Source organism: Metallibacterium scheffleri (assembly GCF_002077135.1).
GTDB lineage: Bacteria > Pseudomonadota > Gammaproteobacteria > Xanthomonadales > Rhodanobacteraceae > Metallibacterium > Metallibacterium scheffleri.
Genome location: NZ_LDOS01000002.1, coordinates 932669 through 959005, shown reverse-complemented (window position 1 = coordinate 959005; position 26337 = coordinate 932669). Strand labels below are relative to the sequence as shown.

Below are 26337 nucleotides of genomic sequence, written 5' to 3'. Positions count from 1 at the left end.
GTTGTTCATGTGTAAGAGCCCTGCATGGTGGCCACGAAGATGTCGGCCAGCGAAGGCCGGCGCACGTCACCCAGCGCCTGCAGTTGCTGGCGTTCAACGCCGTCGAACAGATAAACGCTCTTGCCGAACACGCTACGCTCACTGAGTGGCTTCATGGCGCGCGCGGCGTCGGCGTGCTCGGCGGCGACCATGACTTCGGCATAGCGCTCACCGAGGCTGTCCATGTCGGTTTGCAGCGTGATGCGACCATCGCGGATGAACATCACGTCGCTGAGAATGTGCTCGATCTCCTCGACCTGATGCGTGGTGATCAGGATGGTGCGCTGCTCGTCGAAGTAATCCTCGAGCAGGCTCTGGTAAAACTGCTTGCGATACAGCAGATCAAGGCCCAGCGTGGGCTCGTCCAGCACCAGCAGGCGTGCATCGATGGCCATCACCAGGGCCAGATGCAGTTGCACGATCATGCCCTTGGACAGTTCACGCACGCGCGCGGTGCGCAGGATTTTCGTGCGTGCCAGAAAGACCTCGCAGCGCGCGCGGTCGAACTTCGGGTGCACGCCGGCGACGAAATCGACGACTTGATGGACGCGGATCCAGCGCGGCAGTACCGCCACATCGGCGATGAAGCTGACCTCCTGCATCATGTGTTCGCGGCCGATGCGCGGATCGTGTCCGAGGACGTTGAGCGCGCCCTGGAAATCGGTCAGGCCGAGAATGGCCTTCAACGCCGTGGTCTTGCCCGCGCCGTTGGGGCCGATCAGGCCCACGATGCGCCCTGGCTCGATGCTGAAATCGATGCCGCGTAGCGCCTCCGTGTTGCGATACTGCTTGCGCAGGCCATGCGCCTCGATCATTGCGCTCATCGGTCATTCTCCTTGTGGTCGCCAGTCTGCAGCAGGGCGATGGCATCCAGGCCCATGCGTTGAATGCGTTCGAGCAGGGCCGGCCACTCGTCACGCAGGAAGCGTTCGCGCTCGCTGCCGAGCAACTTGCCGCGCGCGCCATCGACGACGTACATGCCCAAACCGCGGCGCTTTTCCACCAATTGCTCATCGACCAGTTCCTGATAAGCCTTGGAGACCGTGAGCGGGTTGATCTGGAAATCCGCCGCAACCTGGCGCACCGAAGGCAATGCATCGCCTTCCTTGAGGGCACCGTCGAGGATCATCGCCACGACGCGTTCGCGCAGTTGGCGGTAGATCGGGACGTTGTCGTTCCAGGTGACGGTCATGGGCGCGTGCTCATCAAAGACGGATGCTGCGTTGGGCAAACGAATAGTAGGGCATGCCCGTGTCCAGTCCGGCGCCTGCGCGATCGGCCGTGTCACTCGATCGCGAAGATGCGAGCGAGATGATGGCCACTTCGGGCAACTGCGTCGTGGTCACAACGACGCTGCGCGCAGGATGGTGCATCACGCCCATGTTGCAACCAGCGCGCGCACCCAGCAGCGTCAGCGCGGACAGGGCGGCCGCGGCGACTGCGGCATAGACTTCGGTTTTAACGTGCATGGCGGTGCCTCACTCAAACCGGTTGCGTGTTGGCCGTGGCCGTGTGCACGGCGACGGTGTAGCCGCTGAAGCCGCTGCGTGCACCGGCCAGCAGCAGCAGGGTGATGAATGTGGCGGCGGTGATGATGGCGATCCTGGACAGGTTCATGGTCAACTCCGAGGGTGATTCGATGCGCGACCGGGCGATTGGTCAGCGCACCAAGGCATGCGGCGCATGGATCGGCGCCACCTGAAATCCGGCGCGGACGCCGGCGAGCATGGCCACGGTCATCAGAATCGAGGCCAATACAGCGAGGGTGCGGATGGTTTTGATGTTCATGCGGCGCTCCGTTTTGGTCAGTTGCTAAAGTGGTGTTGTATTGAACTATATCACCATGTCAGAAGAGGTCAAGCTGATGCTCGGATCTGTTTATCTGCTGTTCAGTATCAAAACTTGACAGCACGCCTCACAGTCATCTAGGACGGGCCCATACACAGAATCAATCCGTCATGGCGCCGTGCGCAGCGCCGGAATCGGCAAGCCTTGCGCATGCTGCGCTGATGCGCGCTTCGTCTATGCTCTAGCGCCGTTTGACGGATCTGCGCATGAACGCACCGAAGCCACCGTCGTCTGCTACAGCAGACAGCGTGAATGCGCCGATGCGCATGGCATGGACCCTGAGCCTGGCTGGGCTGCTGCCACTGCTGGCGGCGTTGATTTACGCCGCGAGTCCCACGACGCACTGGATGGCGGGCGCCATCGTGTTTGAGCTCTATGCCGCGCTCGTTCTGAGCTTTGTGGGTGGCATGCGCTGGGGCAGGGCGTTGGCCTTGAACGAAGATGCCGCGCGTTTGATCGAGGCGGTTATTCCCGGCCTGCTTGGCTTCGCCGCGCTTTTGCTGGTGCCGGTATGGATTCCATTGGCGGTTGCCATGACCGGCATGGGCTTTGCGGTGTGGCTGCGGCGCGATGCGGGCGATACGGCATGGCCATCTGCTTTCAGGCGCTTGCGCGTGGTGATTTCATTAGCCGTGTTGGGCTTGCATCTGGCGCTTGCGGCGGTGCTCTACCTGCGCTCGCCATATTGAGCTGTGCCGCAAACGCCTCAAAATACCGCGCGCAATATCTTGATGCCGGCGATGTACTCACCAGCGAGCGCGCCCAGATTGACCAGCATGAACAAGAGCAGGATGCGCGCTACGCGATTGCGCCACCAACCGCGCCAGCGCACCAGATCGCCCTTCAGGGCTTCGAAATCGGCGACGCGCGGGCGCCGCAGCAGCAGTTCGGTCATTGCCGCGAACGCGCCCGGAGGCAGGATGCGGATCGGCTTGAACGGCGCCACCACGGCTCCTACCAGAATGCTCAATGGGTGCCCACCCGCCAGTATGCCGCCCAGCGCGGCCAACCCCGCGGTGAACAGGGCCCAGTCAAGCAGGGTGCTGAAACCCAGCGCGGGGCTCCTGAAAAACGCATAGGCGATCACCGCGAATAGCGCGAGCACCATGCCGATGGCGATCCATTTCGGCCAGCGCGATGCCGGCGGGATGCGATTGAGCTCGAGCAGCTCGCGCTGCGCCTGCCATTCGCCTTCGCGCAACATCTGCGACAGCCCAGCCAAGTGCCCAGCACCAATCACCACCAGCACGCGGCGCACCTGTGGCGCGCGTTCGACCTGCTGTTGCAGTGAGGCCGCCATGAAGCGATCGCGCTCCCCGATCAGACTGCGGAACAAGGTGGCGGAATCGCGCGCGAACTCGCCGAAAGCATCTTCAAGCATGTCGCCTTGCTTGAGCGCCTCGATGTCCTTTTCGCTGGTTTCCTCACCGCCGAACACACTGGCACCGAGGCTGCCGAGTATGCGCATGCGCTCGCCGAAGCCGACATTGCGCCAGGCGCGCTTGAGTGTCGTGCCGACCTCGCGATCAATCAGCCAGCACGGCAGCGCACGCGCGTCGGCGCCGTCCATCGCGGCCAGCATTTCGGCACCCGGTTCGACGCCGAAACGCTCGGCCAGGCGGCGTTGAAACGCGCCCAGTGCCAAGCTGGCCGCGACCATGCCGACCTTGCCATCGCGAATCACGCGGAACAGATCCATCTGTCGAATCTGTTCTGGATCGCGCAAGCCTGCGGCACGACTGCTGCACAGCTCGACCGCCACCGCGTCGAAGTGCTCGGTTTCGAGCAGCGCGCGCACCGCATCGACGCTGTGCCGCGATACATGCGCCGTACCCAGCAGCACGAACTCCACGCCCCAGCGCTCGACCCGCGCGATGGGTTGCGCGGGCAAAGCTGGTGGCGTATCGCTGGAGGGGAGGGGGGTGTCCATCAATCACGATACCGCTGCAGAATCTCGCCGTAGGCGTCGATGCGCCGGTCGCGCAAAAACGGCCAGATGCGGCGCACATCCTCGCTGCGCTGCAGATCGATTTGCACCACGAGGCGTTCGGGCTGTTCGCTGCCAGCCTGGGCCAGCAGCTCGCCCTGCGCACCGCACACAAAACTGCTGCCCCAGAACTGGATGCCCCCCGCGCCCTCTGGCTGCGGCTCGAAGCCAACACGGTTGCACGTCGCCACCGGCACGCCATTGGCGATGGCATGTGCGCGCTGCACGGTGATCCATGCCTCGCGCTGGCGTTGCTGCTCGGCGCTGGCGTCATCACGATCCCAGCCGATGGCGGTGGGGTAGAGCAACACGTCGGCGCCCGCCAAGGCCATCAGCCGCGCGGCTTCTGGATACCACTGATCCCAGCACACCAGTACGCCGAGTTTTCCGACCGAAGTCTGGATGGGCTCGAAGCCCAGGTCGCCAGGCGCGAAGTAGAACTTTTCATAGAATCCAGGATCGTCTGGTATGTGCATTTTCCGGTATTTGCCGACGATTCCTGATGTTTTATCGAGCACGACAGCCGTGTTGTGATAAAGCCCCGGCGCGCGCCGCTCAAACAGCGAGGCCACGATCACGAGCTGCAATTCGGCAGCCAGACTGGCGAGGAATTCAGTCGTTGGACCAGGAATAGGCTCGGCGCGATCGAACTCGGCCACGGCCTCGTGCTGGCAGAAATACGCGCCATTGTGCAATTCCTGCAGCAGGACCAGTTCCACTCCCGCTGCCGCGACGACGCGTAGTTCCGCAGCAATAACCTCTAGATTGGCGGTAGCCGAGCCGTGATCGCGCTGTTGCAACAGCGCCAGCTTCAATGGAGTGCGACGCATGGAAAACTCGCGGACAAAGCGCAAGTTTAGCCTGCGGGCCCGCGTAACGCGCCAGCGGGGATTTGCATGGTCACGCAGTGCAGGCTGCCGTTCTGCCAGATCAGCGCACGGCAGCGAACCTGCACCACACTGCGACCTGGATGCGCCGCGCCGATGATGCGCGTTGCTTGTGCATCAGCCGGGTCGTCGTAGCCAGGCACCAGTACGGCGCCATTGATGACAAGATAGTTTGCATAAGAAGCCGCCAGACGCCTTTGGCCATCGCGGATCGGCCGCGCCCAGGGCAGGGCATGCAAACGATACGGGCGGCCTTGCGCGTCGCGCAGTGCGGCGAGTTCGTCGCGCATTGCGCCGAGTTCGGCGTAGTGGGCATCACTCGGATCATCGCAGGCTTGAAACACGATGCCGCCGTCAGGGCTGAAACGCGCGAGCGTGTCGATATGCGCGTCGGTATCGTCGCCTTCAAGATAGCCGTGCTGCAACCAGAGTATGCGCTGCGCGCCGAGATCCTTGCGCAGGATGCCATCCAGCGCATCACGGTCCAATTGCGGATGACGCTGATGCAGGCAGCGCCAGGTCGTCAACAGCGTCCCGGCGCCATCGCCCTCGATTGCGCCACCTTCGAGCGCGAAATCGTGCGGAACATGGCGGCCTGATACGAAGACATCTTGTTCAAGCAGCCGCTGGATCAAGGCATCGTCGCGCTCGGCGCTGAACTTGCCGCCCCAGCCGGTGAAGTGAAAATCGGCATACTCATATGCCAATTCGTCGCCCAATTGGTCGCGCAGCACAATCGGGCCGGAATCACGCAGCCACGTGTCATCGTAGGGCACCTGGACGAACTGTATGCGCTGCAATTGGGCACCAGCCGCAACCAGAAGGTTCTGCGCGCGCGCCTGCAGCCCGGCATCAGCCACACAGATCAGGCAGCGTTCGTGGCGTGTGATGGCGCAGACGAGTGCCGTGTAGCTGGACTCAACCGCAGCCAGACGCGCCGCCCAGTCGGTTTGTGCGTGCGGCCAGGCGACAAGAACCCCGGCCTGCGGCTCCCACTCAGCAGGCCAGCGCAAAGCCCGATCAACCATCAATGCACCGGACGCTCGCCCGCGGGGGCATCGGCCACGCTGTGGATCACGATCTTGTGCTCGAAATACACAATGTAGCCCGGGTACACCCAGCGATGGATCGGCGGTTGCCAGCGGCTGCCGCCGCCGCGCACTGGCAACTTGCGCTCGGGCGCGCCGAAACGCCTCTCGACTTGCGCCATGCTCATTCCGCCGGACGGCAGATCCATATGCTTCTCGAGTCGCACCTGCGTGTGCAGTGTGTCGGCATGCGTTGCGGCCGACATCATCAACAGGGTCGATGCCGCGCACAGCCCCAGGAATGCAATTGGACGCATCATGGTTAATCCTCCCCAAGCGCCAGGACGGGCGCCACGCGTGCTATTTAGCAGATGTGCCACGGCAATGCAGCGATGGAGTTCGCGCATCAAGGCCTTGCGCGCACATCGACCACACAAGTCGCGAAACGATCGAGGCCGCTTGCGCGGCCCCGATCATGCGTATCCGTGAGATTGCCGCTCAGCGTTGACGCGCCTTGAAACGCGGGTTGCTCTTGCAAATCACGAAGACCTTGCCGCGGCGACGCACGATCTTGCAATCGCGATGACGCGCCTTGGCGGATTTCAGCGAGGACAATACTTTCATGACACAGCTCCAGCCCGGAACGAGCATTAGCCCGCAATCATAGGAAATTGACCAGCGATAGACAAGGGCTGGGCTGTGAGAATCTGCTGCATTGACCTGGACGGCCTGCGGCCTCGCGGGGCTGCCGCCCTACACCCCCGGAACGCGCGCGCCTGCGCCAGCAGCAGCGCCCACCATGCCGATTCGGCAGGCGTGAAGGCGCGGCCTTCCGGGCTGTGCAGCGCACCAGCGTGCAGGGTCCAGCCCGCCCAGTCCCGCGACAGTGCGCCCAGATCGCCCAAGCGCAGGATGCGCAGCAGCCGGACCACCGACCACGGCACCCGGCAGCGCCCGGCCTCCCAGTAGGCCACGGTGCGCAGGCTGACGCCGAGGAAGTCCGCCGCCGCTTGCCGGCTCAGCAGGCAGGACCGGCGCAGCTCGCCGAAGCCTTCCGGGCTGACGTGCCAGAGGCGGCGGGCCGGACGTGCCGCGCCGGCTTTCCGGGGTCCGTGCCGCCCTGTGCAGACTTTCGCATATGCATATTATGTAAAATTATATGATTGCTTATTACCGCACCCACTGGCACCTCAACGGCGTTGCCTAAAGAAATCACGCAGGAGCAATGCTGAAGTGTCGGCCTGCAAGCCCTGCCGTACTTCAATGCGATGATTGTGGCGCGCGGAAATCAACGTGTCGAAGACGCTTCCGGCCGCGCCAGTCTTGAGATCGGGCGCGGCGTAGATGACGCGTGCGACACGCGCGTGGATCAAGGCCATGGCACACATGGCGCACGGCTCCAGCGTGACGTACAACGTGGTGCCGGTGAACCGATAGTTGCGCAGGCGCTGGCCGGCATCGCGTAGCGCCACGATCTCGGCATGAGCACTGGGGTCATGGTCGATGATGCTGCGATTGCAGCCAGCGCCGATCATTTCGCCATCTAGAATGAGCACCGCGCCGACTGGAACCTCGCCAAATTGATCCTCGGCGTGACGGGCTAGTTCGAGCGCACGCAGCATCCAGCGCTGGTCATCAGCGCTCCAGTCGGGCAACGCGCTCATTCCCATTCAATCGTTGCGGGCGGCTTGCTGGAAATATCATAAACAACGCGAGAAATATCACGTAATTCATTGATTATACGCAAAGAAACAAGTTCGAGAAATTCATAGGGCAGACGCGCCCAACGCGCAGTCATGAAATCGATGGTTTCCACTGCGCGCAGCGCGATCACCCATTCGTAGGCACGACCATCGCCCACCACGCCGACCGATTTCACCGGCAGAAATACCGCGAAGGCTTGGCTGATCGTGTCATAGAGACCAGCCTTGCGCAGCTCCTCGATGAAAATCGCATCGGCATGCTGCAGCAGAGCGACATACTCGGCACGAACCTCGCCCAGCACGCGCACCCCAAGCCCAGGCCCCGGGAACGGATGCCGATACACCATGGCGTGCGGCAGGCCCAGCTCGACACCGATCCGTCGCACTTCGTCCTTGAACAATTCGCGCAACGGTTCGAGGAGCCTGAGGTTCATGCGCTCGGGCAGGCCGCCGACATTGTGGTGGCTCTTGATCACGTGCGCCTTGCCGGTCCTGGCTCCGGCGGATTCGATCACATCGGGATAAATCGTGCCCTGGGCCAGCCAGCGCACATCGCTGAGCTTGCCGGCCTCTTCATCGAATACCTCGACGAACAGACGACCGATGATCTTGCGCTTGGCTTCTGGATCACTGACGCCCGCCAGTGCCGTGAAAAAGCGAGGCGCGGCATTGATGCGGATCACCTGCACGCCCATGTGCTCGGCCATGGTCGCCATGACCTGATCACCTTCGGCCAGGCGCAACAAGCCGGTATCGACGAACACGCAAATGAGCTGCGCACCGATGGCACGCTTGAGCAGGGCCGCGACCACGGATGAATCGACGCCGCCCGAAAGGCCCAGCAGCACGCGCTGCGTGCCCACCTGCGCGCGCACCGATGCGATGGCATCGGCGATGATTCCCGCCGGCGTCCACGCGGTCGCGCAGCCGCACACATCGACGACGAAGCGGCGCAGAATTTCGCCGCCCTGGCGCGTGTGCGTGACCTCGGGATGGAATTGCACGCCAAACCAGCGCCGCTTGGAATCGAGCATCGCGGCGATGGGTATGCTCTCCGTGGATGCAGCCAGATCGAAACCCGGTGGCAGCATGGTGACGCGATCGCCATGTGACATCCATGCATCCAGCCTGCGGGTTCTCCCACCCGCTGTGTCCGGCGAATCGGCATGATCATCCAGTCCGTTGAACAGCGCGCATGAAACGGCGCTCAGGTCGATCGCCGCGTAGCCAAACTCGCGCGCGTGGCCGCTCTCGACTTTGCCGCCGAGTTGCACGGCCATGCTCTGCATGCCGTAGCAGATGCCCAGCAGCGGCACCCCCAGGTTGAACACGGCCTGCGGTGCGCGTGGCGATGCCGTTTCGGTGACCGACTCGGGGCCACCGGAGAGGATGATCCCTCGCGGAGCGAAGCGCGTGATTGCCTCGGGGTCGTGATCCCAGGCCCAGATCTCGCAATACACGCCAATCTCGCGCACGCGCCGCGCGATGAGCTGCGTGTACTGCGAGCCAAAATCAAGGATCAGAATCTTGTCGGAGTGGATATTGATAGGCATCGGGGCTCGGGACTCGGGACTCGGGACTCGGGACTCGGGATCCCTGCCCCGCGATTCGCACGCTGGTGCCGGTTGGTCGCGATCCGGAACCCGAGCCGGAATCGCTGTGGCCGCTCGATGCGCTTGCCGCATCAATCCATGCGGTAATTTGGTGCTTCCTTGGTGATCTGCACGTCATGCACATGCGCTTCGCGCGTGCCGGCGCCGGTAACGCGCACGAACTGCGGCTTGCTGCGCATCTGCTCGATATTGGCGCAACCGCAGTAGCCCATCGCCGCACGCACGCCACCGACCAGTTGATGCACGATGGCGCGCAGCGGGCCGCGATACGGCACGCGGCCTTCGATGCCCTCGGGCACCAGCTTGTCGGTATCGGATTCTTCCTGGAAGTAGCGATCTTTCGAGCCGAGCTGCATGGCACCCAGCGAGCCCATGCCGCGATAGCTCTTGTAGGAACGGCCCTGGTACAACTCGACATCGCCTGGCGCCTCCTCGGTACCGGCGAACATCGAGCCGAGCATCACCGTGGACGCGCCCGCGGCAATCGCCTTGGCGACATCGCCCGAATAGCGCACCCCGCCATCGGCGATCAGCGGCACGCCGCTGCCTTCAAGAGCTTCAGCGACCATGGCGATGGCACTGATCTGCGGCACGCCGACACCGGCGACGATGCGCGTGGTGCAGATCGAGCCGGGACCCACGCCCACTTTGACCGCATCCACGCCGGCGTCGACCAGCGCGCGTGCGGCGTCGCCGGTGACGATGTTGCCGGCCACGACCTGCAACCCAGGGAACCGGTGCTTGATCCAGCGCACGCGCTCGATGACGCCATGCGAATGACCATGCGCCGTGTCCACGACCACCACATCGACGCCTGCTTCTGCCAGAGCCGCGACGCGTTGCTCGGTTTCGCCGCCCACGCCCACTGCGGCGCCGACACGCAGGCGCTCGTGCGCGTCCTTGGCCGCATGCGGATTGTCGCGCGCCTTCTGGATGTCCTTGACCGTGATTAGCCCGCGCAGCTCGAAAGCGTCGTTGACCACCAGCACCTTCTCGATGCGGTTGCGATGCAGAAGCTCCAGCACTTCATCGTGCCCTGCCCCTTCGCGCACGGTAATGAGCTTTTCCTTGCGCGTCATGATGTTTTTCACAGGGTCATCATGCTTGCGTTCGAAGCGCAGGTCGCGGCTGGTGACGATACCGAGCAACTGGTTGCCCTCGACCACCGGCACGCCGGAGATATTGTGCGCGCGAGTGATGTGCATGACCTCGCGGATCGACGTGTGCGGCGCCACGGTGATCGGATTGCGGATCACGCCGGCCTCGAACTTTTTCACCATGCGCACCTCGGCGGCCTGCTGCTCCGGCGTCATGTTCTTGTGGATGATGCCGATGCCGCCGCTTTGCGCCATGGTGATGGCCAGGCGCGACTCGGTCACCGTGTCCATGGCCGCAGACACCAGCGGGATGTTGAGGCGGATCTGCCGCGTCAGTTGCGCGCTGATGTCAACATCACGCGGCAGCACCTCGGAATACGCAGGCACCAGATAAACATCGTCGTAAGTCAGGGCTTCGGTGAGGATGCGCATGGCAGTGGTCTCAAGCTGGATGATTCATGGATCGAGCGCCTCGGCGGCCTCGAGCGTGTTTTCCATCAATGTGGCCACGGTCATCGGCCCGACACCGCCCGGCACCGGCGTGATCCAGGCGGCGCGTTCGGCGGCGGCGGCGAATTCGACATCGCCAATCAGGCGCCCATCGTCGAGACGATTGATACCCACATCGATGACCACCGCACCGGGCTTTATCCATGCGCCCGGCACCAGCGCCGGCCTGCCAACCGCGACGATCAGGATGTCGGCGTCGCGCACGTGATGTTCAAGGTCACGGGTGAACTTGTGGCAGCAGGTCGTGGTACAGCCAGCGATCAGCAGTTCCAGCACCAGCGGCCGGCCGACATGGTTGGACACACCCACCACCACCGCATGCTGGCCACGTACCGGGCGATCGGTGTGTGCCAGCAGCGTCATCACGCCCTTGGGCGTGCACGGGCGCAAACCAAGCTGGCGCAGTGCCAAGCGGCCGACGTTCTCGGCGTGGAAGCCATCGACGTCCTTGCGCGGATCGATATGGTTGATCAAAGCGGTGGCGTCCAGATGCGGCGGCAGCGGTAGCTGCACGAGAATGCCGTGCACCGAGGCATCACGATTCAGTTCGCTGATCAGCGCCATCAGCTCGGGCTGGCTGACCGTGGCCGGGAGATCAATGTCGCGGGCGCTGAAACCCACCTGCTTGCTGGCACGGCGTTTGTTGCGTACGTACACCGCCGAGGCCGGATCGGCCCCCACCAGCACCACGGCAAGACTCGGCGGCACGTGGCCGGACGCGCGGCGCACGGCAACCCGCGCGGCAATGCGTTGCAGTAATTCGTCGGCGACCTTGCGACCGTCGAGCAGGCGTGCGCTCATGGAATGACCGACCAAAACGCGATTATCCACGCCCCGCGCACGGCTGACAAATCGACGCGCGCCGCGACGCACGGCCGCAAACCTTCCCTCGCATGCCCGCGCCTGGCTACTTGGGCGAGCTCGCGCCTGCGCGCGGTTCGATCAGGCTGTGCGCTTCCATCAGGTGCGCCAGCGCGATCAGGTTTTCCACCTCCAGCTTGTTCATCAACCGCTGTTTGTAAGTGGAGACGGTCTTGGGGCTCAGGTGCAATTGCTCGGCAATCACGAAAATGGGCTTGCCGCGCACCAGCATCATCGCCACTTCCATTTCGCGCGCGGACAGTTGCTCGAACGGCGAACCCTCGCCATCAAGCGTGGCCAGTGCGAGCTGCTGCGCGACGTCCGGTGCCAGATAGCGGCGTCCGTCGGCAACCTGACGAATCGCAGTCAGCAATTCATTGGCGGCGCACCCCTTGGTCAGATAACCCAGCGCGCCAGCTTCCAGCAGGCGGCGCGGGAAACGCGCGTCATTGATCACGGTCAACACCACGATGCGCGTGGACAGTTGCGCGCGGATCACGCGCTCGGTCAGCTCGATGCCGCTCATGCCGGGCATGTGCACATCCACCAGTGCGACATCGGGGGCGAGCGAGCGGATCAGGTGCAGCCCCTCCTCGGCGCTGGCTGCTTCACCGACGACCTGCATGTCGGATTGCTGACCGAGAATGAGCTTGAAACCGGTGCGCACCAGTTCGTGATCGTCCACGAGCAACAGGCGGATCATGATCACCCCTCTTGTTTCCCCATTCGCAACATAGGCAGGGCGTGGGCGTTTGGCAAGCATTGGTGCGCATGCGGCAGGCAAAGTGCGCCGGTGCGCGGATGATTCCGGCGCTGGAGCGATCATGCACGCCGCGGGTTCGAGGGCACACGGCGTCGCATTCCGGATCAGTTTGCGAAACCGGGCATCCTGCCGCGGTTTGCAAACGAACGGGCGCGGCAAAGCTGCGCCATCTTCGCTGCGACGAGCACTTGCATGCTCGTCGCAGCGGTACATCCCTGTGCCGGAGCGGTTTTGCAAACCGCTCTCCATGCGATGCAAATCACCGATCCGGTGCATGCGCGGGCCCGCGCACGTTCGTTTACAAGAGATTACGACGACGACACTGCTTGACCAGGGTCAAGCAGCGTGGATCAGACTGGATGCATTGTTGAGCATCGCGACGTGGCCTGTGGCGTCCCCGGCGTGGACGCCAGGTGCACGCGCACCAAGGAGTTCGACCATGAATCCAGGAGATTTCACTCCCTTGAAATCCCTGCCTGCCACTGTGGATGTGCTGATCCTCGGCGCGGGCGGTGCGGGCTATCCGGCGGCATTCTTTCTCGCCAGATCCGGCAACAGCGTGCTGCTGGTCGACCCGATCGGCAATCTCGGCGGCGATTGCCTGGCCGAGGGCTGCGTACCTTCGAAAGCGATGCGCGAAGCGGCGCTGGTGCGGGCGCTTGCGGACAAGTTCGGCAACTTCGGCCTGCGCGGCGACAAGCCCGCAGTCGATTGGCGCGCCGTGCTGGCGCACAAGGACCGCGTGCAGAACACGCGCTACGCGCAGCACCGCGAGGAAATCGCCCGAGGCGGCGCGCTGTTCGTGCAAGGGCGCGGCGCGATCGTCGCGCCCAATCGTGCGCGCATCGATGCCGCTGACGGCGACACGCGGGAGGTCGAATTTCGCCATCTGATCCTCGGCACCGGTTCACGCCCGGCGCGGCTGCCGATCCGCGGAGCGGAACTGGCCATCACCTCGCATGAGCTGTTTCGGATCGGCGCAGATCTGCCTCAGCCTAGGCACCTGATCATCATCGGCGGTGGTTATATCGGCGTGGAAACCGCCTCGATGCTGCAGGCGCTGGGCAGCGCGGTCAGTGTGCTGGAATTCACCGCGCAGGTGCTGCCCGGCTTCGATGCGGAACTGGCGGAGTTTCTGCATGCCAGCCTGGCGCAGCGCGTGCGCATCGAACGGTCGGCACAAGTCACGGCCATCGAACACGCGCGTGACGGGTATGCCGTGCGCTATATGCAAAACGGCAAGCCACAGTCCGTGCAGGGCGATGCGGTGCTGATGGCAACCGGGCGCGTGGCGGTGTTGCCCGATGGTCTCGACCATCTGGGTGTGCGGCTGGAACATGGTCATGTGGTCGTCGATGAAACCCTGCGCAGCAGCAACCCGCAGGTGTGGGCGCCAGGCGATGTCAACGGCCGCAGCATGCTGTTTCACTCGGCGGTGCGACAAAGCCTGGTGGCGGCGCACTGCATTGCCGCGGGTGGGCAGGCGGTCGATCGCATGCACTTCGACGCGGTGCCGATGACCGTGTTCACCGAGCCGGAACTGGCGCATGCCGGCCTCACTTCTGCGCAGGCCGAGGACGCCTTGGGCGCGAGCGCGGTGGCCGTGACGCGGTATGACTACGCGCACGACTCGCGCGCGCAGATCTACGACGAGACGCAAGGCTTCATCAAACTGGTGTTCAGCCGCAAGGATGCACGCTTGCTGGGCGCGCAAATCGCCGGCATGGACGCCGCGCAGCTGATTGCACCGCTGGCGCTCGCGCTCGAGCGCAACCTTGATGCGCGCGCGCTGGCGGCCACCAGTTTTCCGCATCCCATGCTCAGCGAGGGCATCAACAAGGCCGCGCGAGCTTTCCAGCCTTGAGGTCAGCACCGGCACCAGGCGCCAAGGAACATCCCGATGACCGCAGTACCGAAAGTCCGGACGGCACCCGTGCGGCAAGCGTCAGACCTTCCACCCACTGACCACACGCAAGGCTTGACCCGTCTCGAAGCCGCGCAGCGCCTGCAGCGATTCGGTCCCAATGTGATTGCCGACAAGCCGGTTCCCGCCTGGCGGCAGCTGCTGGTCAAGTTCTGGGCGCCGGTGCCGTGGATGCTGGAAGCGGTGATCGTGCTGCAGGTGCTGTTGGGGCGCGTCACCGAGTCCATCGTGATCGCCGCGCTGCTGGTGTTCAACGCACTGGTGGCATTCGCGCAGGAGCAGCGCGCGAAAGATGCCCTGACGCTGCTGCGCAAGCAATTGCATGTCAATGCACGCGTGCTGCGTGACGGTCGCTGGCAAGTGTTGGCAGCGGAGCAGGTGGTGCCGGGGGACATCGTGCATGTGCGCGCGGGCGATATCGTGCCGGCCGATCTGGCCTTGTTCGATGGCGCCGTGTCGCTGGATCAGGCCGCGCTCACCGGCGAGTCGCTGCCGGTCGATGCCGGTTCCGGCAAGCCGGCCTGGACCGGTTCCATCGTACGCCAGGGCGAAGCCAGTGGCAGTGTCACGGCCACCGGCGCACACACCTTTTTCGGACGCACTGCCGAACTGGTGCGCAACTCGAATGCGCCCAGCCACATGCAGCGCACCATCTTCGCCATCGTCAAGCGACTGGTGATTTTCGACGCGGGGCTGGTCGTGCTGGTCGTGGCGTTCGCGCTCTGGCATCACCTGCCGCTGGCCGACACGACGATTTTCGCCTTGATGCTGCTGGTGGCTTCCGTACCGGTGGCGTTGCCTGCAACCTACACATTGGCCACCGCGGTCAGCAGCTTGCAATTGGCGCGCCAAGGCGTGCTGGTCACGCGTCTGCCCGCCGTGGAAGAGGCTGCGGCCATGGACACGCTGGTGTCGGACAAGACCGGCACACTGACGCAAAACACGCTCACCCTCGCCGGCGTCACGCCGCTTGCCGCGGGCAGCGACGCGAACGCTGTGCTGCGCGCCGCGGCCTTGGCCAGTGACGAGGCGACGCAAGATCCGCTGGACCTGGCCGTACTCACTCCCGCGCGTGCACAGGCGTTGCTCAAGGACGCCCCCCAGCGGCAAGCCTTCCATCCCTTCGACCCGGCGACGCGCCGCAGCGAAGGCGTCTATACCGTGGACGCTCAGCTCTGGCGTGCAGTCAAGGGCGCGGCCAATGTGATTGGCCCGTTGTGCAAGCTGGATGCCACGCAGCAGAGCATGCTGAACGCCGCGGAAAAAACGCTGGCCGCCCGTGGCGCACGCGTACTGGCGGTAGCCGCGGGCCCGGCGGACGCATTGCAGTTGCTGGGCGTGATCGGCCTGTCCGACCCGCCACGGCCGGATGCCGCCAACCTCATCCAGCAGCTCACGCAACTGGGCGTACGCGTGCACATGGCTACCGGCGATGCGCTGGAAACCGCACGCGCCATCGGTGTCCAACTCGGCATGGGCACGCGCGTCTGCGAGGCCAGGGGCGAGTCCCTGCAGCACCCGGAGAACTGCGACCTGTTTGCGCGCGTGCTGCCCGAGGACAAGCACGCCATCGTGCAGGCCATGCAGCGCTCCGGCCATGTCACCGGCATGACCGGCGATGGCGTCAACGACGCGCCGGCGCTGCGTCAGGCCGAACTGGGCATCGCCGTGGCCAGCGCGACCGATGTCGCCAAGGCCGCTGCCGGCGTGGTGCTCACTGCTCCAGGTCTGGGTGGTGTGCTCACCGTGGTGCGCAGGGGGCGCGAGGTGCACCGGCGCATGCTCACCTACACCCTCAACAAGGTGTTGCGCACGCTGGTCATCGTGGTGTTTCTGACCTTTGGCGTATTGCTGACCGGGCAGTTCGTCATTTCACCCCTGCTCATCGTGCTGATGCTGTTCGCCAACGATTTCGCCACGATGAGCATCGCCACCGACCGCGTGCTGCCCGCGGCCAGACCGCAGCGCTGGCAGGTCGGGCGACTGATGGGTGCGGCCGGGCTGCTGGCCATGCTGTCACTGTTGGCCTCGCTGCTGATCTACCTCTGGGCACGGGCGCTGGGCTTGAGCGCCGTGCAACTGCAGACGGTGGTATTCCTGATCCTGGTGTTCACCAACCAGACCGGCATCTACGTGCTGCGCAACGACGCGCCCATGTGGCGGTTGGCGCCGTCGCGTTGGATGGCTGCCGCGAGTCTCGGTGACATCGTCATCGTGAGCCTGCTGGCCGGTTTCGGCATCCTGATGGCGGCGCTGCCCTGGGTCGTGGTCGGCGGCGTGCTGCTCGCCAGCGTGGTCTTCGCGCTGCTGCTTGATCTGATCAAACGCCCGCTGTTCACCCGTTTTCACATTGCATGAATGAAAAGGAGTCCGCGCATGAACACCCCCGTGCCAGCCAAAGCACAACCCAACCTCAACGTGCCGTTTTTCTGGCCAGTGCAACTGGCCAGCAGCATGGCCGAACAAGGCATGGCTCTGCTTGCGCGCAACGTCAAGTTCGCCGATGAGGAACTGCGCCTGCACGACGGCAGCATCAAGCCCAGGCTCGCCACCGCGCACAGCGTGCGCCTGAAACTGCGCACACTCGATCTGTGCGACTACTCCGCGCCCGATGCCAAGGGCATCCCCACCCTGGTCAACGCCCCCTACGCCGGCCATACCTCGATGATCGCCGACTACCACGAAGGCCAGAGCCTGATGCAGACGCTGAAAACCAACGGCGTCGGTGCGTTGTTCCTCACCGACTGGCACAGCGCCACGCAGGACATGAAAGACCTCGAAGTCGACCAATACCTCGGCGACTTTCTCGCCTGCGTCGACGATCTCGGCGGACGCGTCAACCTGGTCGGCCTGTGCCAGGGCGGCTGGATGGCGGCGATGCTGGCCGCGCGCTTTCCCGACAAGGTCGCCAGCCTGGTGCTGGCCGGTTCGCCCATCGACACCCACGCCGGCAACGGCCCGCTGGTGAAAATGGTCAAACGAAGCCCGATGAGTTTCTACGAGGAACTGGTGCAAAGCGGCGGCGGGCTGATGCTGGGCAAATACATGCTGGCCGGATGGAAAAACATGCACCCCGAGCAGCACTACGTGCAGGATCAGATCGATCTGTATGAGCACATCGACGACCCGGTGTGGCTGAGCAAGACCGAAGCCTTCGAGCGCTGGTACGAAAACCCGCTGGACCTGCCCGGCCGCTGGTATCTGCAGGTCATCGACCAGTTGTTCAAGCGCAACCTGCTGGCCAAGGGCGACTACGTCGGCCTGGGCCGCGCGCTCAAGCTCAAGGCCATCGCGTGCCCGCTGTACCTGCTGGCAGGCGAGAGCGACGACATCACCCGCCCTGAGCAGGTGTTTGCCGCCGAGACCCTCTGCGGCACGCCGAAAGACCTGATCGAAAAACGCATCGTACCCGGCGGCCACGTCGGTCTGTTCATGGGCGGGCGCACACTGAAGGAAACCTGGCCGGAGATCGCTACTTGGATTCTCAAGCCGCGATGAAAAATCCGCACGCGCTCGATGCGGCCAGCGTCCTGGCGGCCATGGGCGGCGACGCTCAGCGCGGCCTCGACAGCGCCGAGGCGCAGATGCGCCTGGCGCGCCATGGCGCGAATCGCCTGCCCGAAGCCAAGGTGCGCGGCGCATGGCTGCGCCTGGCGCTGCAATTTCACAATCCATTGATCTATGTGTTGCTGGCGGCAGCCGCATTGACACTGCTGCTGCGCGATTTCACCGACACCGGCGTGATTGCCGGCGTGGTCATCGTCAACGCGTTCATCGGCTTCTTGCAGGAAGGCAAGGCCGAGCAGGCGCTCGCCGCGGTGCACCAGCTGCTGGCGCACCGCGCGGTGGTGCTGCGCGACGGCCTGCGTCAGGAAATCGACGCCGCGACGCTGGTGCCCGGCGATGTGGTGCTGATCGAGAGCGGCAGCCGCGTGCCGGCGGATTTGCGCCTGTTCGAGGCGCGCAGCCTGCGCGTGGACGAGGCCGCGATCACCGGCGAATCGGTGGCGGTGGACAAGTCCACCGCGCCCGTCGCCGTTGACGCCGCGTTGGCCGAGCGCAGCTGCATGGTCTGGGCCGCAACCGAAGCGCGTTACGGCCAGGCACGCGGCGTGGTCGTGGCCACTGGCGCCTCGACGGAGCTCGGTCGCATCGGCCACCTGGTGTCCGCGGTGCCCCGCAGCGTCACGCCGCTGACGCGCCGTCTCGATCGCTTCGCGCGGCAGATCACGCTGTTCATCGTCGTGGCCAGCGCGCTGATCTTCATCTGGGGGCTGTGGCTCGAGGTGTTGCCGCCGCTGGAGGTATTCCTCGCCGTGGTCGGCCTTGCGGTGGCTGCCATACCGGAAGGTCTGCCGGCCATCGTCACCATCGTGCTGGCCCTGGGTGCGCGCGCCATGGCGCGGCATCATGCCCTGCTGCGCCGATTGCCTGCCGCCGAGACGCTGGGCTCGGTCAGCGTGATCTGCACCGACAAAACCGGCACGCTGACGCGCAATGAGATGACCGTCGTCGGCGTGCTGCTGCCGGGCGCAACACTCGCCGTCAGCGGCGCGGGTTATGCCCCCGAAGGCGGATTCAACGAGGACGGCAAGCCCGTCGCACCCACGCAGGACACGGCGCTGCAGGCGCTGGCTCGCGCCGCACTGTTATGCAACGACGCCCAGCTGCAACACGACGCGCAGGGCGCATGGACCGTGGCCGGCGATCCCACCGAAGGCGCGCTGCTGACGCTGGCGCACAAGGCCGGACTGGACGCGGCGCGCGAACATGCCGACGCGCCGCGGGTGGATGCGATCCCGTTCGAGTCCGATCGCCGCTACATGGCCACCCTGCACCACGATCACCACGGCCACGGGTTCGCGCTGCTCAAGGGCGCGCCGGAGCGCGTGCTGGAACTGTGCACGCACACCGCCGATGGGCTGCCGTTGCGCCGCGATGCATGGGACGCGCGCATCGCCGAAGCGGCTGCGTCGGGGCGGCGCCTGCTGGCGATCGCGCAGCGCGCGGTACCGGCGGCGCGCTCGTCGCTCGCCGAGGACGACATCGCGCCAGGCTTCGCCCTGCTCGGCCTGGTAGCGCTGCAGGATCCGCCACGCCCGGAGGCTGCCGCTGCCGTGGCCGAATGCCGGCGCGCCGGCATCCGCGTGCTGATGATCACCGGCGACCACGCTCTCACCGCCGCCGCCATCGGCAATCAACTCGGCCTGCGCGGCACGGGCGTGCTGACTGGGCCGGAGATCGACACGCTCGATACAACCGCGCTGCGCGCGCGCCTGCAAAGCACCGACGTGATCGCGCGCGCCAGCCCGGAACACAAACTGCGCCTGATCGCCGCGTTCAAGGCCGAGGGCGCCCAGGTCGCCATGACCGGCGACGGCGTCAACGATGCGCCGGCGCTGAAGGCCGCCGACATCGGCGTGGCCATGGGCCTGCGCGGTACCGACGCCGCGCGCGCCGCGGCCGATCTGGTACTGGGCGACGACAACTTCGCCAGCGTCGCGCACGCCGTGCGCGAGGGTCGGCGCCTGTTCGACAACATCCGCAAGGCGCTGCTGTTCATCCTGCCTACCAACGGCGGCGAAGCCGGGGTGATCCTGCTGGCGGTCCTGCTCGGCTGGGCGCTGCCAGTCAGCGCCAGCCAGATCCTGTGGGTCAATCTGGTCACCGAAATCACCTTGTCGGTGGCACTGGCTTTCGAACCGGCCGAACCCGGCATCATGCGCCGGCCGCCGCGTGCGCCGGGCGCGGCGCTGCTCAGCGGCGCCATGCTGGCGCGCATCGCCTATGTCAGCCTGCTGATGACGGCCAGCACGTTTTTCGCATTCCAGTGGGAGCTGGCGCGCGGCGTCGGCATCGATGCCGCGCGCACCGCCGCGGTCAATATGCTGGTCATCGGCGAAATGGTGTACCTGTTCAATATGCGCCACTTCACCGCCTCCAGCATCCACTTCGGCGCGCTGCGCGGCAATGCCGTCGCATTGTGGGCCTGCGCGCTGCTGGCGATGGCGCAGGCGCTATTCACCTATGCCCCGCCGCTGCAAGCCGTGTTCCACACCCGCCCGCTGGACGCCGCCGCGTGGCTGTTGCTGGGCGTGCTTGGCACGGCCAAGTTCCTCGCTGTGGAGGCAGAGAAGTGGTGGCTGCGGCGGCGTGGCATCTCGGTCTAGCACGACGCCGTCTGCGCCTGACATGTCCGATCATCGCGGGTTGGTGAAGGCGCACCCGTTGCCCATGCCCAATGGCCCGTCAGAGATCTCCAGGCGGCAAGTTCGGCGGCGGTTCCATGCCCAGCGCCTTGCGTTTGCGCACCGCCAGCCAGGCCAGCAGGGAACCCAGCAGCCAGGCGGCGGCGCGCACGGCGCGCAGCACGATCGCAGGAAAAACGCTGCGCGGCGATGCGCCCCATTCATGCAGCAGTTGCGGGTCAACGCTCGCGCTGAGGAAGATCGTGATCACCACGATCAACAGCACGCTGATCGCCCATGCGATCGCCATGCGCCGGATGAAAGCGAACAACAGCCTGAAGGCGATGGCGCCCAGCAGCAGGAACAGCAGCGATTCGACAAGCAGGATGCGGATCATGTGCGGTGCCTCCCTGAGGTGACGCTCGCACGCGGCGAGCCGTACGAGATCAAGCCATGCGGTGGCGGAACAGCCAGGCCGCGGCGCTCATGCTGGCCAAGCCGATCAGCGCCAGCGGCGCGTATTGCGACCACAACATGGGGATGGTGCTGCCTTCCAGGAACACGCCGCGCACGATGATCAGGAAATAGCGCATCGGGTTGATGTAAGTCAGCAATTGCACCGCCTCGGGCATGTTGGCGATGGGCGTGGCGAAGCCCGACAGGATGATCGCCGGCACCAGAAACAGGAACACGCCGAGCAGGCCCTGCTGCTGGGTCACCGCCAGCGAGGAAATCATCAACCCGATGCCGATCGCCGCCAGCAGGAAAAAGAACATGCCCAGCGCCAGTGCCGCCACGCTGCCGACGAAAGGCACCTGGAACCACAGCACCGCCATCAGCGCGATGAAGCCGCCCTCCAACCCGCCGATGACGAAACCCGGCACCGCCTTGCCGATCAGGATTTCCAGCGGCCGCATGGGCGTGACCAGCAACTGGTCGAAAGTGCCCATCTCGCGCTCGCGCGCCACCGACAGCCCGGTGACCAGCAAGGTGACCACCAGAGTGAGCAAGGCGACGATGCCAGGCACGATGAACCAGCGCGAGCGCAGATTGGGGTTGAACCAGGCGCGCATGACCAGTTGCGCCGGCGGCCCGCGCTGGCTGTGTGCCGCCGCCCATTGCTGATTGAAGTTCAGCAGGATGCCGCTGACATCGTTGAGCGCCAGCGCCGCGGTGTTGGAATCGCGCCCGTCGATGATGATTTGCAGCCGCGCGGGCTTTTGCGTCAACAAGTCGCGGGTGAAGTGCTGGCCGACGTGCAGCACTAGCAGCGCGTCCTTGTCGTTGATCAACGGTGCGATCTGCGCATCGTTGCGGATCGTGGCCACTTGCTGAAAATTGGGCGAGCCGCTGAAGCGCGCCAGCAGTTGGCGCGCGGCATACCCGGAATCCTGGTTGTACACCGCGTAGGGAATGTGATTCAGGTCGAAGCTGGCGGCGTAACCGAACACCATGAGCTGGATCAGCGGCGGGCCGATCAGCACCGTGCGGCTGGCCGCATCGCGCAGCACGGCGAGGAATTCCTTGATGATCAAGGCGTAGATGCGCGCCCACATGCTCAGTCCAGCCTCTTGCGCGACTTGCGCCGGGCGATGCCGAAAAAGATCAGCGCCATCAGCGCCAGCGCCGCGCTGTTGGTCAGTACCACCGGCCACACGTTGCCGGCGAGGAACAGCGTCTGCAGGATGGCCACGTAGTAGCGCGCGGCGACGATATGGGTGAGGAATTGCACCACCGCCGGCATCGAGTGGATGTCGAAAATGAAGCCGGAAAGAATGAATGCCGGCAGGAAGGTGACGATCACCGCCACCTGCGCGGCGACGAACTGGTTTTTCGCCAGCGTGGAGATCAGCAGGCCCATGCCGAGGGCCACCAGCAGGAACAGCGCCGAGCACACCAGCAGCAGCCAGAAACTGCCGACCAGCGGCACCGCGAACAGCCACACCGCCATGGCCACCGACAACAGCATGCCGCCCATGCCCAGCACGAAATACGGCACCAGCTTGCCGAGCAGGATTTCGCCCATGGTCACCGGGCTGGCCATCAGCGCCTCCATGGTGCCGCGCTCCCACTCGCGCGCCACCACCAGCGCGGTGAGCAGCGCGCCGATCAGGGTCATGATCACGGCGATCAAACCCGGCACCAGAAAATCGCGACTGCGCAACGCCGGGTTGAACCAGATGCGGCTTTCCGCCACCACTGGAATCGCCAGTGGCTGCCCGGCCTGATCGGCCTGCAATTGCAGCCAGTTCTGCCACATGCCTTGCAGGTAACCCAGCAAGATATTGGCGTTGTTGGCATCCACACCGTCCACCCACACGGCCACGGGCGCGGTTTTTCCAGCCAGCATGTCGCGCGAAAAATCACCGCGCAGCCAGACGATGCCGGTGACTTGGCGCTGCATCAGCGCGGCGCGCGCGGCGCTGAGGCTCGGGTAAGGTCGCGGGTCGAAGAAATCCGACTGCTGCAGGCCGCCGATGAAATTGCTGGTCTGCGCCGTGGGCTGATCGACCACCACCGCCAGCGGCACGTGGTGCGCGTCCAGCGACACGCCGTAGCCGAACAGCAGCAGCAGGAAAACCGGCAGCACGAAGGCGATGGCGATGGCCGATGGATCGCGCAGGATCTGCAGGAACTCCTTGCGCACCAGTCCGCGCAGACGCTGGCGGTTCATGGCGCGCGGCTCACGGGGCGATCCTCATGCCGCCCGGCGCGTCTGCGCTTCATGCGCCTGGATCAGGCCGATGAAGGCGTCTTCCATGCTTGGATCGGGCATGGCGGCGGTTTTGACCCTGGCGCGGATCTCCTGCGGCGAACCGAAGGCGAGGATTTCGCCCAGCGACATCAGCACCAGGTGATCGCAATACTCGGCCTCGTCCATGAAGTGCGTGGTGATCATCACCGTCACGCCGGATTCGGCCAGATGATTGATGCGCTGCCAGAACTCGCGCCGCGCCAGTGGATCGACGCCCGAGGTGGGTTCGTCGAGAAACAGGATCGAGGGCTCGTGCATCAGCGCGCAGGCCAGCGCCAGGCGCTGCTTGAAGCCCAGCGGCAGTTCCGCCGCGCCCGCATTCAGATACGCGGTCAATTCGAATTCGCGCTGTGCCCAGTCCAGCCTGGCCTTGCGCCGGGCGCCACCCAGGCCGTAGGCCGATGCAAAAAACGCCAGATTCTGCGCCACGCTCAAATTGCCATACAACGAAAACCGCTGCGACACATAGCCGATGCGTGCGCGCGCCGCCGCCCGCGCGGTGCGCAGGTCCACGCCTGCCACGCGCAGCGTGCCCGAGCTGGCCGGCAGCAGCCCGCACAGCATGCGGAACGTGGTGCTCTTGCCCGCGCCGTTGGCACCCAGCAAGCCGAACACCTCACCGCGCTGCACGGTGAATTCGATGCCTTTGACCGCCTCGAAGCTGCCGAAAAAGCGGCGCAGTTCATGGACCTCGATCACCGTCTTTGCCGCGTCCGCACCCGCGTCATTCCCGCGCAGACGGGAATCGAGCGCAGCAGCTGCAGGCCCGCCAGGCTGGGCGTCGCCATGCACAGCAGACCCGGCATCGATGCGCTCGATGACTTGCGCTTGTCCATCGCCGCGCGCTGCCAGCAGCGATACGAACGCATCCTCGAAGTGCGGTTGCACCGGTTGCCAGTCCTCGCCCGCCTGTGTCAGTGGCTGGTTGCCTTGCAGCACCACGCGCACGCTCTCGGCTTGCACCAATGCATCGACCACGCCCGCGCGGCTGCGCAGGACTTCCTGCAACTGCCGGCGCCGCAGCGCCGGATGCCGCACGCTGTAGCAATGCCCAAGCAGCGGCGCATTGAATGCGGCAGGCGGTTGCTGCGCCAACAGCTTGCCCGCGTGCAACAGCACGATGTCGTCGCACAACTCGGCTTCGTCCAGATACGCCGTGCTGACCAGCACCGTCACGCCCTGCGCGCGCATGGCCTTGATGATGCTCCACAACTCGCGGCGCGAGATCGGATCGACACCGACCGTGGGCTCATCCAGCAGCAGCAGACGCGGCGCGCGCAGCAGTGCGCAGGCCAGCCCCAGCTTCTGTTTCATGCCGCCGGACAAATCGCCGGCGCGGCGCTTGCCGAACGGTCCCAGCGCGGTCAGGCGCAGCAGCTCGTCAAACCGGGCGGCGCGCTGCGTCGCATCCAGCCCCTGCAGGTCGGCATACAGCGCGAGGTTCTCCTGCACGCTGAGGTCTTCGTACAGGCCGAAACGCTGCGGCATATAGCCGATGTCGCGCTGGATGGCAGCGGCCTGGTGGCGGCTGTCGTGGCCCAGCACGCGCACCGCGCCGGCGTCTGGCAGCAGCAGCGCGGCCGCCAGACGCATCAACGTGGTCTTGCCGGCGCCATCGGGTCCGAGCAGGCCGGTGATGCGCCCGCTCTGCACCTGCACACTCAGACCCTTGATGGCCTCGACCGCCTGCTTGCCCTGGCGAAAGCGTTTGTGCACCGCATCCAGCACCAGTGCGGGCGCCTCCACGGCATCAGTCCTGGCAGACATGCGCAGGAATCGCGCGCGGCGCGTTGTCGTGCAGCGGCACCTGCACCGTCACCGGCATGCCCAGGCGCAGCCGCCCTTGCGGATTGCATGCGTAGACGCGCACGCGGTACACCAGCTCGGTGCGCAAATCCGTGGTCTGCACCGATTTGGGGGTGAACTCGGCGGTGGGTGAGACAAAGCCGATCCAGCCCTTGAAACGCTGCCCGGGAAAACTGTCGCTGAGGATGTCGGCGCGCATGCCGGGCACGATGCGGCCCTGCTCGGTCTCCGGCACATACGCGCGCGCCCAGACCGGATTATTCAGGGCGAGCGTCAGCGCTGGTGTGGCGGGGCCGGCCATGTCGCCGACCTCAAGGATGCGTGTCTGGATCACGCCATCGGCCGGTGCCCGCAGCGTGGTGTCATGCAATTGCCGCCGCGCCAGCGCCAGCGCCGCGGCATCGGCCTTGACCTGCGCGCGCGCGGCGGCGATGTCTTCCTGGCGCGGCCCCTGCACGGCCAGGCTCAAGGCCTGCTGCGCGCTGTCCAAACCTGCGCGCGCGTTCTTGAGCGCCTGCAGCGCGTTGTCGGCCGACTGCTGCGGCAGCAGATGCGCGGCGGCCAGGGTGCGCTGGCGGTCATAGGTGATTTGCGCGTTGCGCAGCGTGGCCGTCGCGCTGGCAGCCGTGGCGCGCGCCTCGGCGATTTGTTGCGGACGATTGCCGGCCACCAGTGCCGCCAGTTGCTGCTGCGCTGCGGCCAGCACACCCGCAGCCTGATCGACGGCATCCTGGAAGCGCAGCGGATCGATCTGCGCCAGTACCTGACCTTTGCGCACAGTCGAACCTTCCTCGAAGCCGATGCGTTGGATGCGGCCAGCATCGTTGAAGGCCATGTCCACGGTGCGGATATCGATATTGCCGTACAACATCAGCGCAGCCGGTGCCGGATGCTGTACGTGTCGCCACCACCATGCCGTCGCGCCCGCCAGCAGCACGACAACCACCAGCAGTGGCAGAATTTTGCGCGGCGATGGTTTCATGGATGCTCTGCTTCCTGATGCGTTCGCGGCAAGACAGCAGGCATTGTCACACCCGCGCACCCTGCCCGGCTTGATCTGGCTCAAGGATGGACCCGCCGCAACGCGGCCGCACGCGATTGGAAATGGCGGGCTCCGCGCTCCATCATGCTCACTGGTGCGGCAGCACGCCCATATCGGAGCATTCCCGATAGGTTCGGTGCCACCGAGATCGGTTTCATCGCCGCGAGTATCGCCACCTGCTACTACCGCAGCGGCTTGGCCACGGTGCAGGCGTGGACTCTCGGTGCCAGCGTCGTCGCCGGCGCGATTCGGGTCGCCCTGCTGCGACGCCGCTTGAAGGATTGAA

At 65.2% G+C, this 26337-nt stretch carries 27 protein-coding genes; 6 read left to right on the top strand and 21 right to left on the bottom strand.

The window, feature by feature from the left end:
• Positions 1-5: 5 nt before the first annotated feature.
• Genes Mschef_RS09540 through Mschef_RS18275 form a run of 5 tightly spaced genes read right to left on the bottom strand, consistent with a single transcriptional unit; the run spans position 6 to position 1827 of the window.
• Entirely contained in the window at positions 6-863 is an 858-nt protein-coding gene (locus tag Mschef_RS09540; RefSeq protein WP_081127893.1) for an ABC transporter ATP-binding protein, read from the bottom strand.
• Complete coding sequence (locus tag Mschef_RS09535) at positions 860-1231, bottom strand: GntR family transcriptional regulator (RefSeq protein WP_081127891.1); 372 nt, start codon at positions 1229-1231, stop codon at positions 860-862. Before Mschef_RS09535 ends, Mschef_RS09540 begins: the two co-directional genes overlap by 4 nt.
• Before the next feature lie 13 nt (positions 1232-1244).
• Positions 1245-1508, bottom strand: coding sequence for a hypothetical protein (locus tag Mschef_RS09530; RefSeq protein ID WP_081127889.1), 264 nt, complete (start codon positions 1506-1508; stop codon positions 1245-1247).
• A gap of 13 nt (positions 1509-1521) precedes the next feature.
• The gene (locus Mschef_RS18280) at positions 1522-1656 is read right to left on the bottom strand and encodes a hypothetical protein (RefSeq protein WP_276966339.1); all 135 of its coding nucleotides are present in this window, start codon (positions 1654-1656) and stop codon (positions 1522-1524) included.
• Between the two features lie 42 nt (positions 1657-1698).
• Positions 1699-1827 (bottom strand): hypothetical protein, encoded by a 129-nt coding sequence (locus tag Mschef_RS18275; protein ID WP_276966341.1) that lies wholly within the window; start codon positions 1825-1827, stop codon positions 1699-1701.
• A 266-nt stretch (positions 1828-2093) separates the two neighbouring features.
• Here Mschef_RS18275 and Mschef_RS09525 point away from each other — a divergent pair, with 266 nt between their 5' ends.
• A complete protein-coding gene (locus Mschef_RS09525; RefSeq protein ID WP_136256320.1) occupies positions 2094-2576 on the top strand; it encodes a DUF3429 family protein in 483 nt (160 codons plus the stop codon).
• A 17-nt stretch (positions 2577-2593) separates the two neighbouring features.
• Here the strand turns inward: Mschef_RS09525 and Mschef_RS09520 are convergent, their stop codons facing one another.
• The 11 genes from Mschef_RS09520 to Mschef_RS09470 all read right to left on the bottom strand — a co-directional run bounded on the left by Mschef_RS09520 (position 2594) and on the right by Mschef_RS09470 (position 12276).
• Positions 2594-3817 carry a TraB/GumN family protein gene (locus tag Mschef_RS09520; protein WP_081127884.1) on the bottom strand — a complete coding sequence of 408 codons (1224 nt, stop codon included), beginning with the start codon at positions 3815-3817 and terminating at the stop codon, positions 2594-2596.
• Entirely contained in the window at positions 3817-4704 is an 888-nt protein-coding gene (locus Mschef_RS09515) for a carbon-nitrogen hydrolase (RefSeq protein WP_081127882.1), read from the bottom strand. Before Mschef_RS09515 ends, Mschef_RS09520 begins: the two co-directional genes overlap by 1 nt.
• A 26-nt stretch (positions 4705-4730) precedes the next feature.
• Positions 4731-5789 (bottom strand): agmatine deiminase family protein, encoded by a 1059-nt coding sequence (locus Mschef_RS09510; RefSeq protein WP_081127880.1) that lies wholly within the window; start codon positions 5787-5789, stop codon positions 4731-4733.
• Complete coding sequence (locus tag Mschef_RS09505) at positions 5789-6109, bottom strand: hypothetical protein (RefSeq protein WP_081127878.1); 321 nt, start codon at positions 6107-6109, stop codon at positions 5789-5791. The genes Mschef_RS09510 and Mschef_RS09505 overlap by 1 nt, the downstream gene beginning before the upstream one ends.
• Positions 6110-6287: 178 nt before the next feature.
• Complete coding sequence (gene ykgO, locus Mschef_RS09500; RefSeq protein ID WP_081127876.1) at positions 6288-6413, bottom strand: type B 50S ribosomal protein L36; 126 nt, start codon at positions 6411-6413, stop codon at positions 6288-6290.
• 26 nt (positions 6414-6439) lie between these two features.
• Positions 6440-6829, bottom strand: a complete 390-nt coding sequence (locus Mschef_RS18440; protein ID WP_081127873.1) for a VC1465 family Xer recombination activation factor — start codon at positions 6827-6829, stop codon at positions 6440-6442.
• A gap of 150 nt (positions 6830-6979) precedes the next feature.
• The gene (gene tadA, locus Mschef_RS09490; RefSeq protein ID WP_081127871.1) at positions 6980-7453 is read right to left on the bottom strand and encodes a tRNA adenosine(34) deaminase TadA; all 474 of its coding nucleotides are present in this window, start codon (positions 7451-7453) and stop codon (positions 6980-6982) included.
• Positions 7450-9045, bottom strand: a complete 1596-nt coding sequence (gene guaA, locus Mschef_RS09485) for a glutamine-hydrolyzing GMP synthase (RefSeq protein ID WP_081127869.1) — start codon at positions 9043-9045, stop codon at positions 7450-7452. The genes tadA and guaA overlap by 4 nt, the downstream gene beginning before the upstream one ends.
• A gap of 131 nt (positions 9046-9176) precedes the next feature.
• Entirely contained in the window at positions 9177-10634 is a 1458-nt protein-coding gene (gene guaB / locus Mschef_RS09480) for an IMP dehydrogenase (RefSeq protein WP_081127867.1), read from the bottom strand.
• A 24-nt stretch (positions 10635-10658) separates the two neighbouring features.
• Positions 10659-11513: a bifunctional methylenetetrahydrofolate dehydrogenase/methenyltetrahydrofolate cyclohydrolase FolD gene (gene folD, locus Mschef_RS09475; protein WP_081127865.1), complete on the bottom strand. Its 855-nt coding sequence runs from the start codon at positions 11511-11513 to the stop codon at positions 10659-10661.
• A gap of 106 nt (positions 11514-11619) precedes the next feature.
• Positions 11620-12276: a response regulator gene (locus Mschef_RS09470; RefSeq protein WP_081129945.1), complete on the bottom strand. Its 657-nt coding sequence runs from the start codon at positions 12274-12276 to the stop codon at positions 11620-11622.
• 499 nt (positions 12277-12775) lie between these two features.
• Between Mschef_RS09470 and Mschef_RS09465 the strand changes: the two genes are divergently transcribed.
• Genes Mschef_RS09465 through Mschef_RS09450 form a run of 4 tightly spaced genes read left to right on the top strand, consistent with a single transcriptional unit; the run spans position 12776 to position 20430 of the window.
• Positions 12776-14200, top strand: a complete 1425-nt coding sequence (locus tag Mschef_RS09465; protein ID WP_081127863.1) for a dihydrolipoyl dehydrogenase — start codon at positions 12776-12778, stop codon at positions 14198-14200.
• 36 nt (positions 14201-14236) lie between these two features.
• Positions 14237-16618, top strand: a complete 2382-nt coding sequence (locus Mschef_RS09460) for a plasma-membrane proton-efflux P-type ATPase (RefSeq protein WP_081127861.1) — start codon at positions 14237-14239, stop codon at positions 16616-16618.
• Positions 16619-16636: 18 nt separating this feature from the next.
• Entirely contained in the window at positions 16637-17758 is a 1122-nt protein-coding gene (locus Mschef_RS09455) for an alpha/beta fold hydrolase (RefSeq protein WP_081127859.1), read from the top strand.
• Complete coding sequence (locus Mschef_RS09450; RefSeq protein WP_197686770.1) at positions 17737-20430, top strand: cation-translocating P-type ATPase; 2694 nt, start codon at positions 17737-17739, stop codon at positions 20428-20430. The genes Mschef_RS09455 and Mschef_RS09450 overlap by 22 nt, the downstream gene beginning before the upstream one ends.
• A 79-nt stretch (positions 20431-20509) precedes the next feature.
• Here the strand turns inward: Mschef_RS09450 and Mschef_RS09445 are convergent, their stop codons facing one another.
• The 5 genes from Mschef_RS09445 to Mschef_RS09425 are packed head-to-tail and all read right to left on the bottom strand — an operon-like array spanning position 20510 to position 25991.
• The gene (locus tag Mschef_RS09445; RefSeq protein WP_081127855.1) at positions 20510-20845 is read right to left on the bottom strand and encodes a hypothetical protein; all 336 of its coding nucleotides are present in this window, start codon (positions 20843-20845) and stop codon (positions 20510-20512) included.
• A gap of 49 nt (positions 20846-20894) precedes the next feature.
• On the bottom strand, positions 20895-22004 hold the full coding sequence (locus Mschef_RS09440; RefSeq protein WP_081127853.1) for an ABC transporter permease: 1110 nt from the start codon (positions 22002-22004) through the stop codon (positions 20895-20897).
• A 2-nt stretch (positions 22005-22006) separates the two neighbouring features.
• Positions 22007-23122: an ABC transporter permease gene (locus tag Mschef_RS09435; RefSeq protein WP_081127851.1), complete on the bottom strand. Its 1116-nt coding sequence runs from the start codon at positions 23120-23122 to the stop codon at positions 22007-22009.
• 24 nt (positions 23123-23146) lie between these two features.
• Entirely contained in the window at positions 23147-24970 is a 1824-nt protein-coding gene (locus Mschef_RS09430; RefSeq protein ID WP_081127849.1) for an ATP-binding cassette domain-containing protein, read from the bottom strand.
• The gene (locus Mschef_RS09425) at positions 24954-25991 is read right to left on the bottom strand and encodes an HlyD family secretion protein (protein WP_081127847.1); all 1038 of its coding nucleotides are present in this window, start codon (positions 25989-25991) and stop codon (positions 24954-24956) included. The genes Mschef_RS09430 and Mschef_RS09425 overlap by 17 nt, the downstream gene beginning before the upstream one ends.
• Positions 25992-26135: 144 nt before the next feature.
• On the opposite strand from Mschef_RS09425, the gene Mschef_RS09420 reads away from it, so the two are divergent.
• Positions 26136-26336 (top strand): hypothetical protein, encoded by a 201-nt coding sequence (locus Mschef_RS09420; RefSeq protein WP_081127845.1) that lies wholly within the window; start codon positions 26136-26138, stop codon positions 26334-26336.
• Position 26337: the final 1 nt, after the last annotated feature.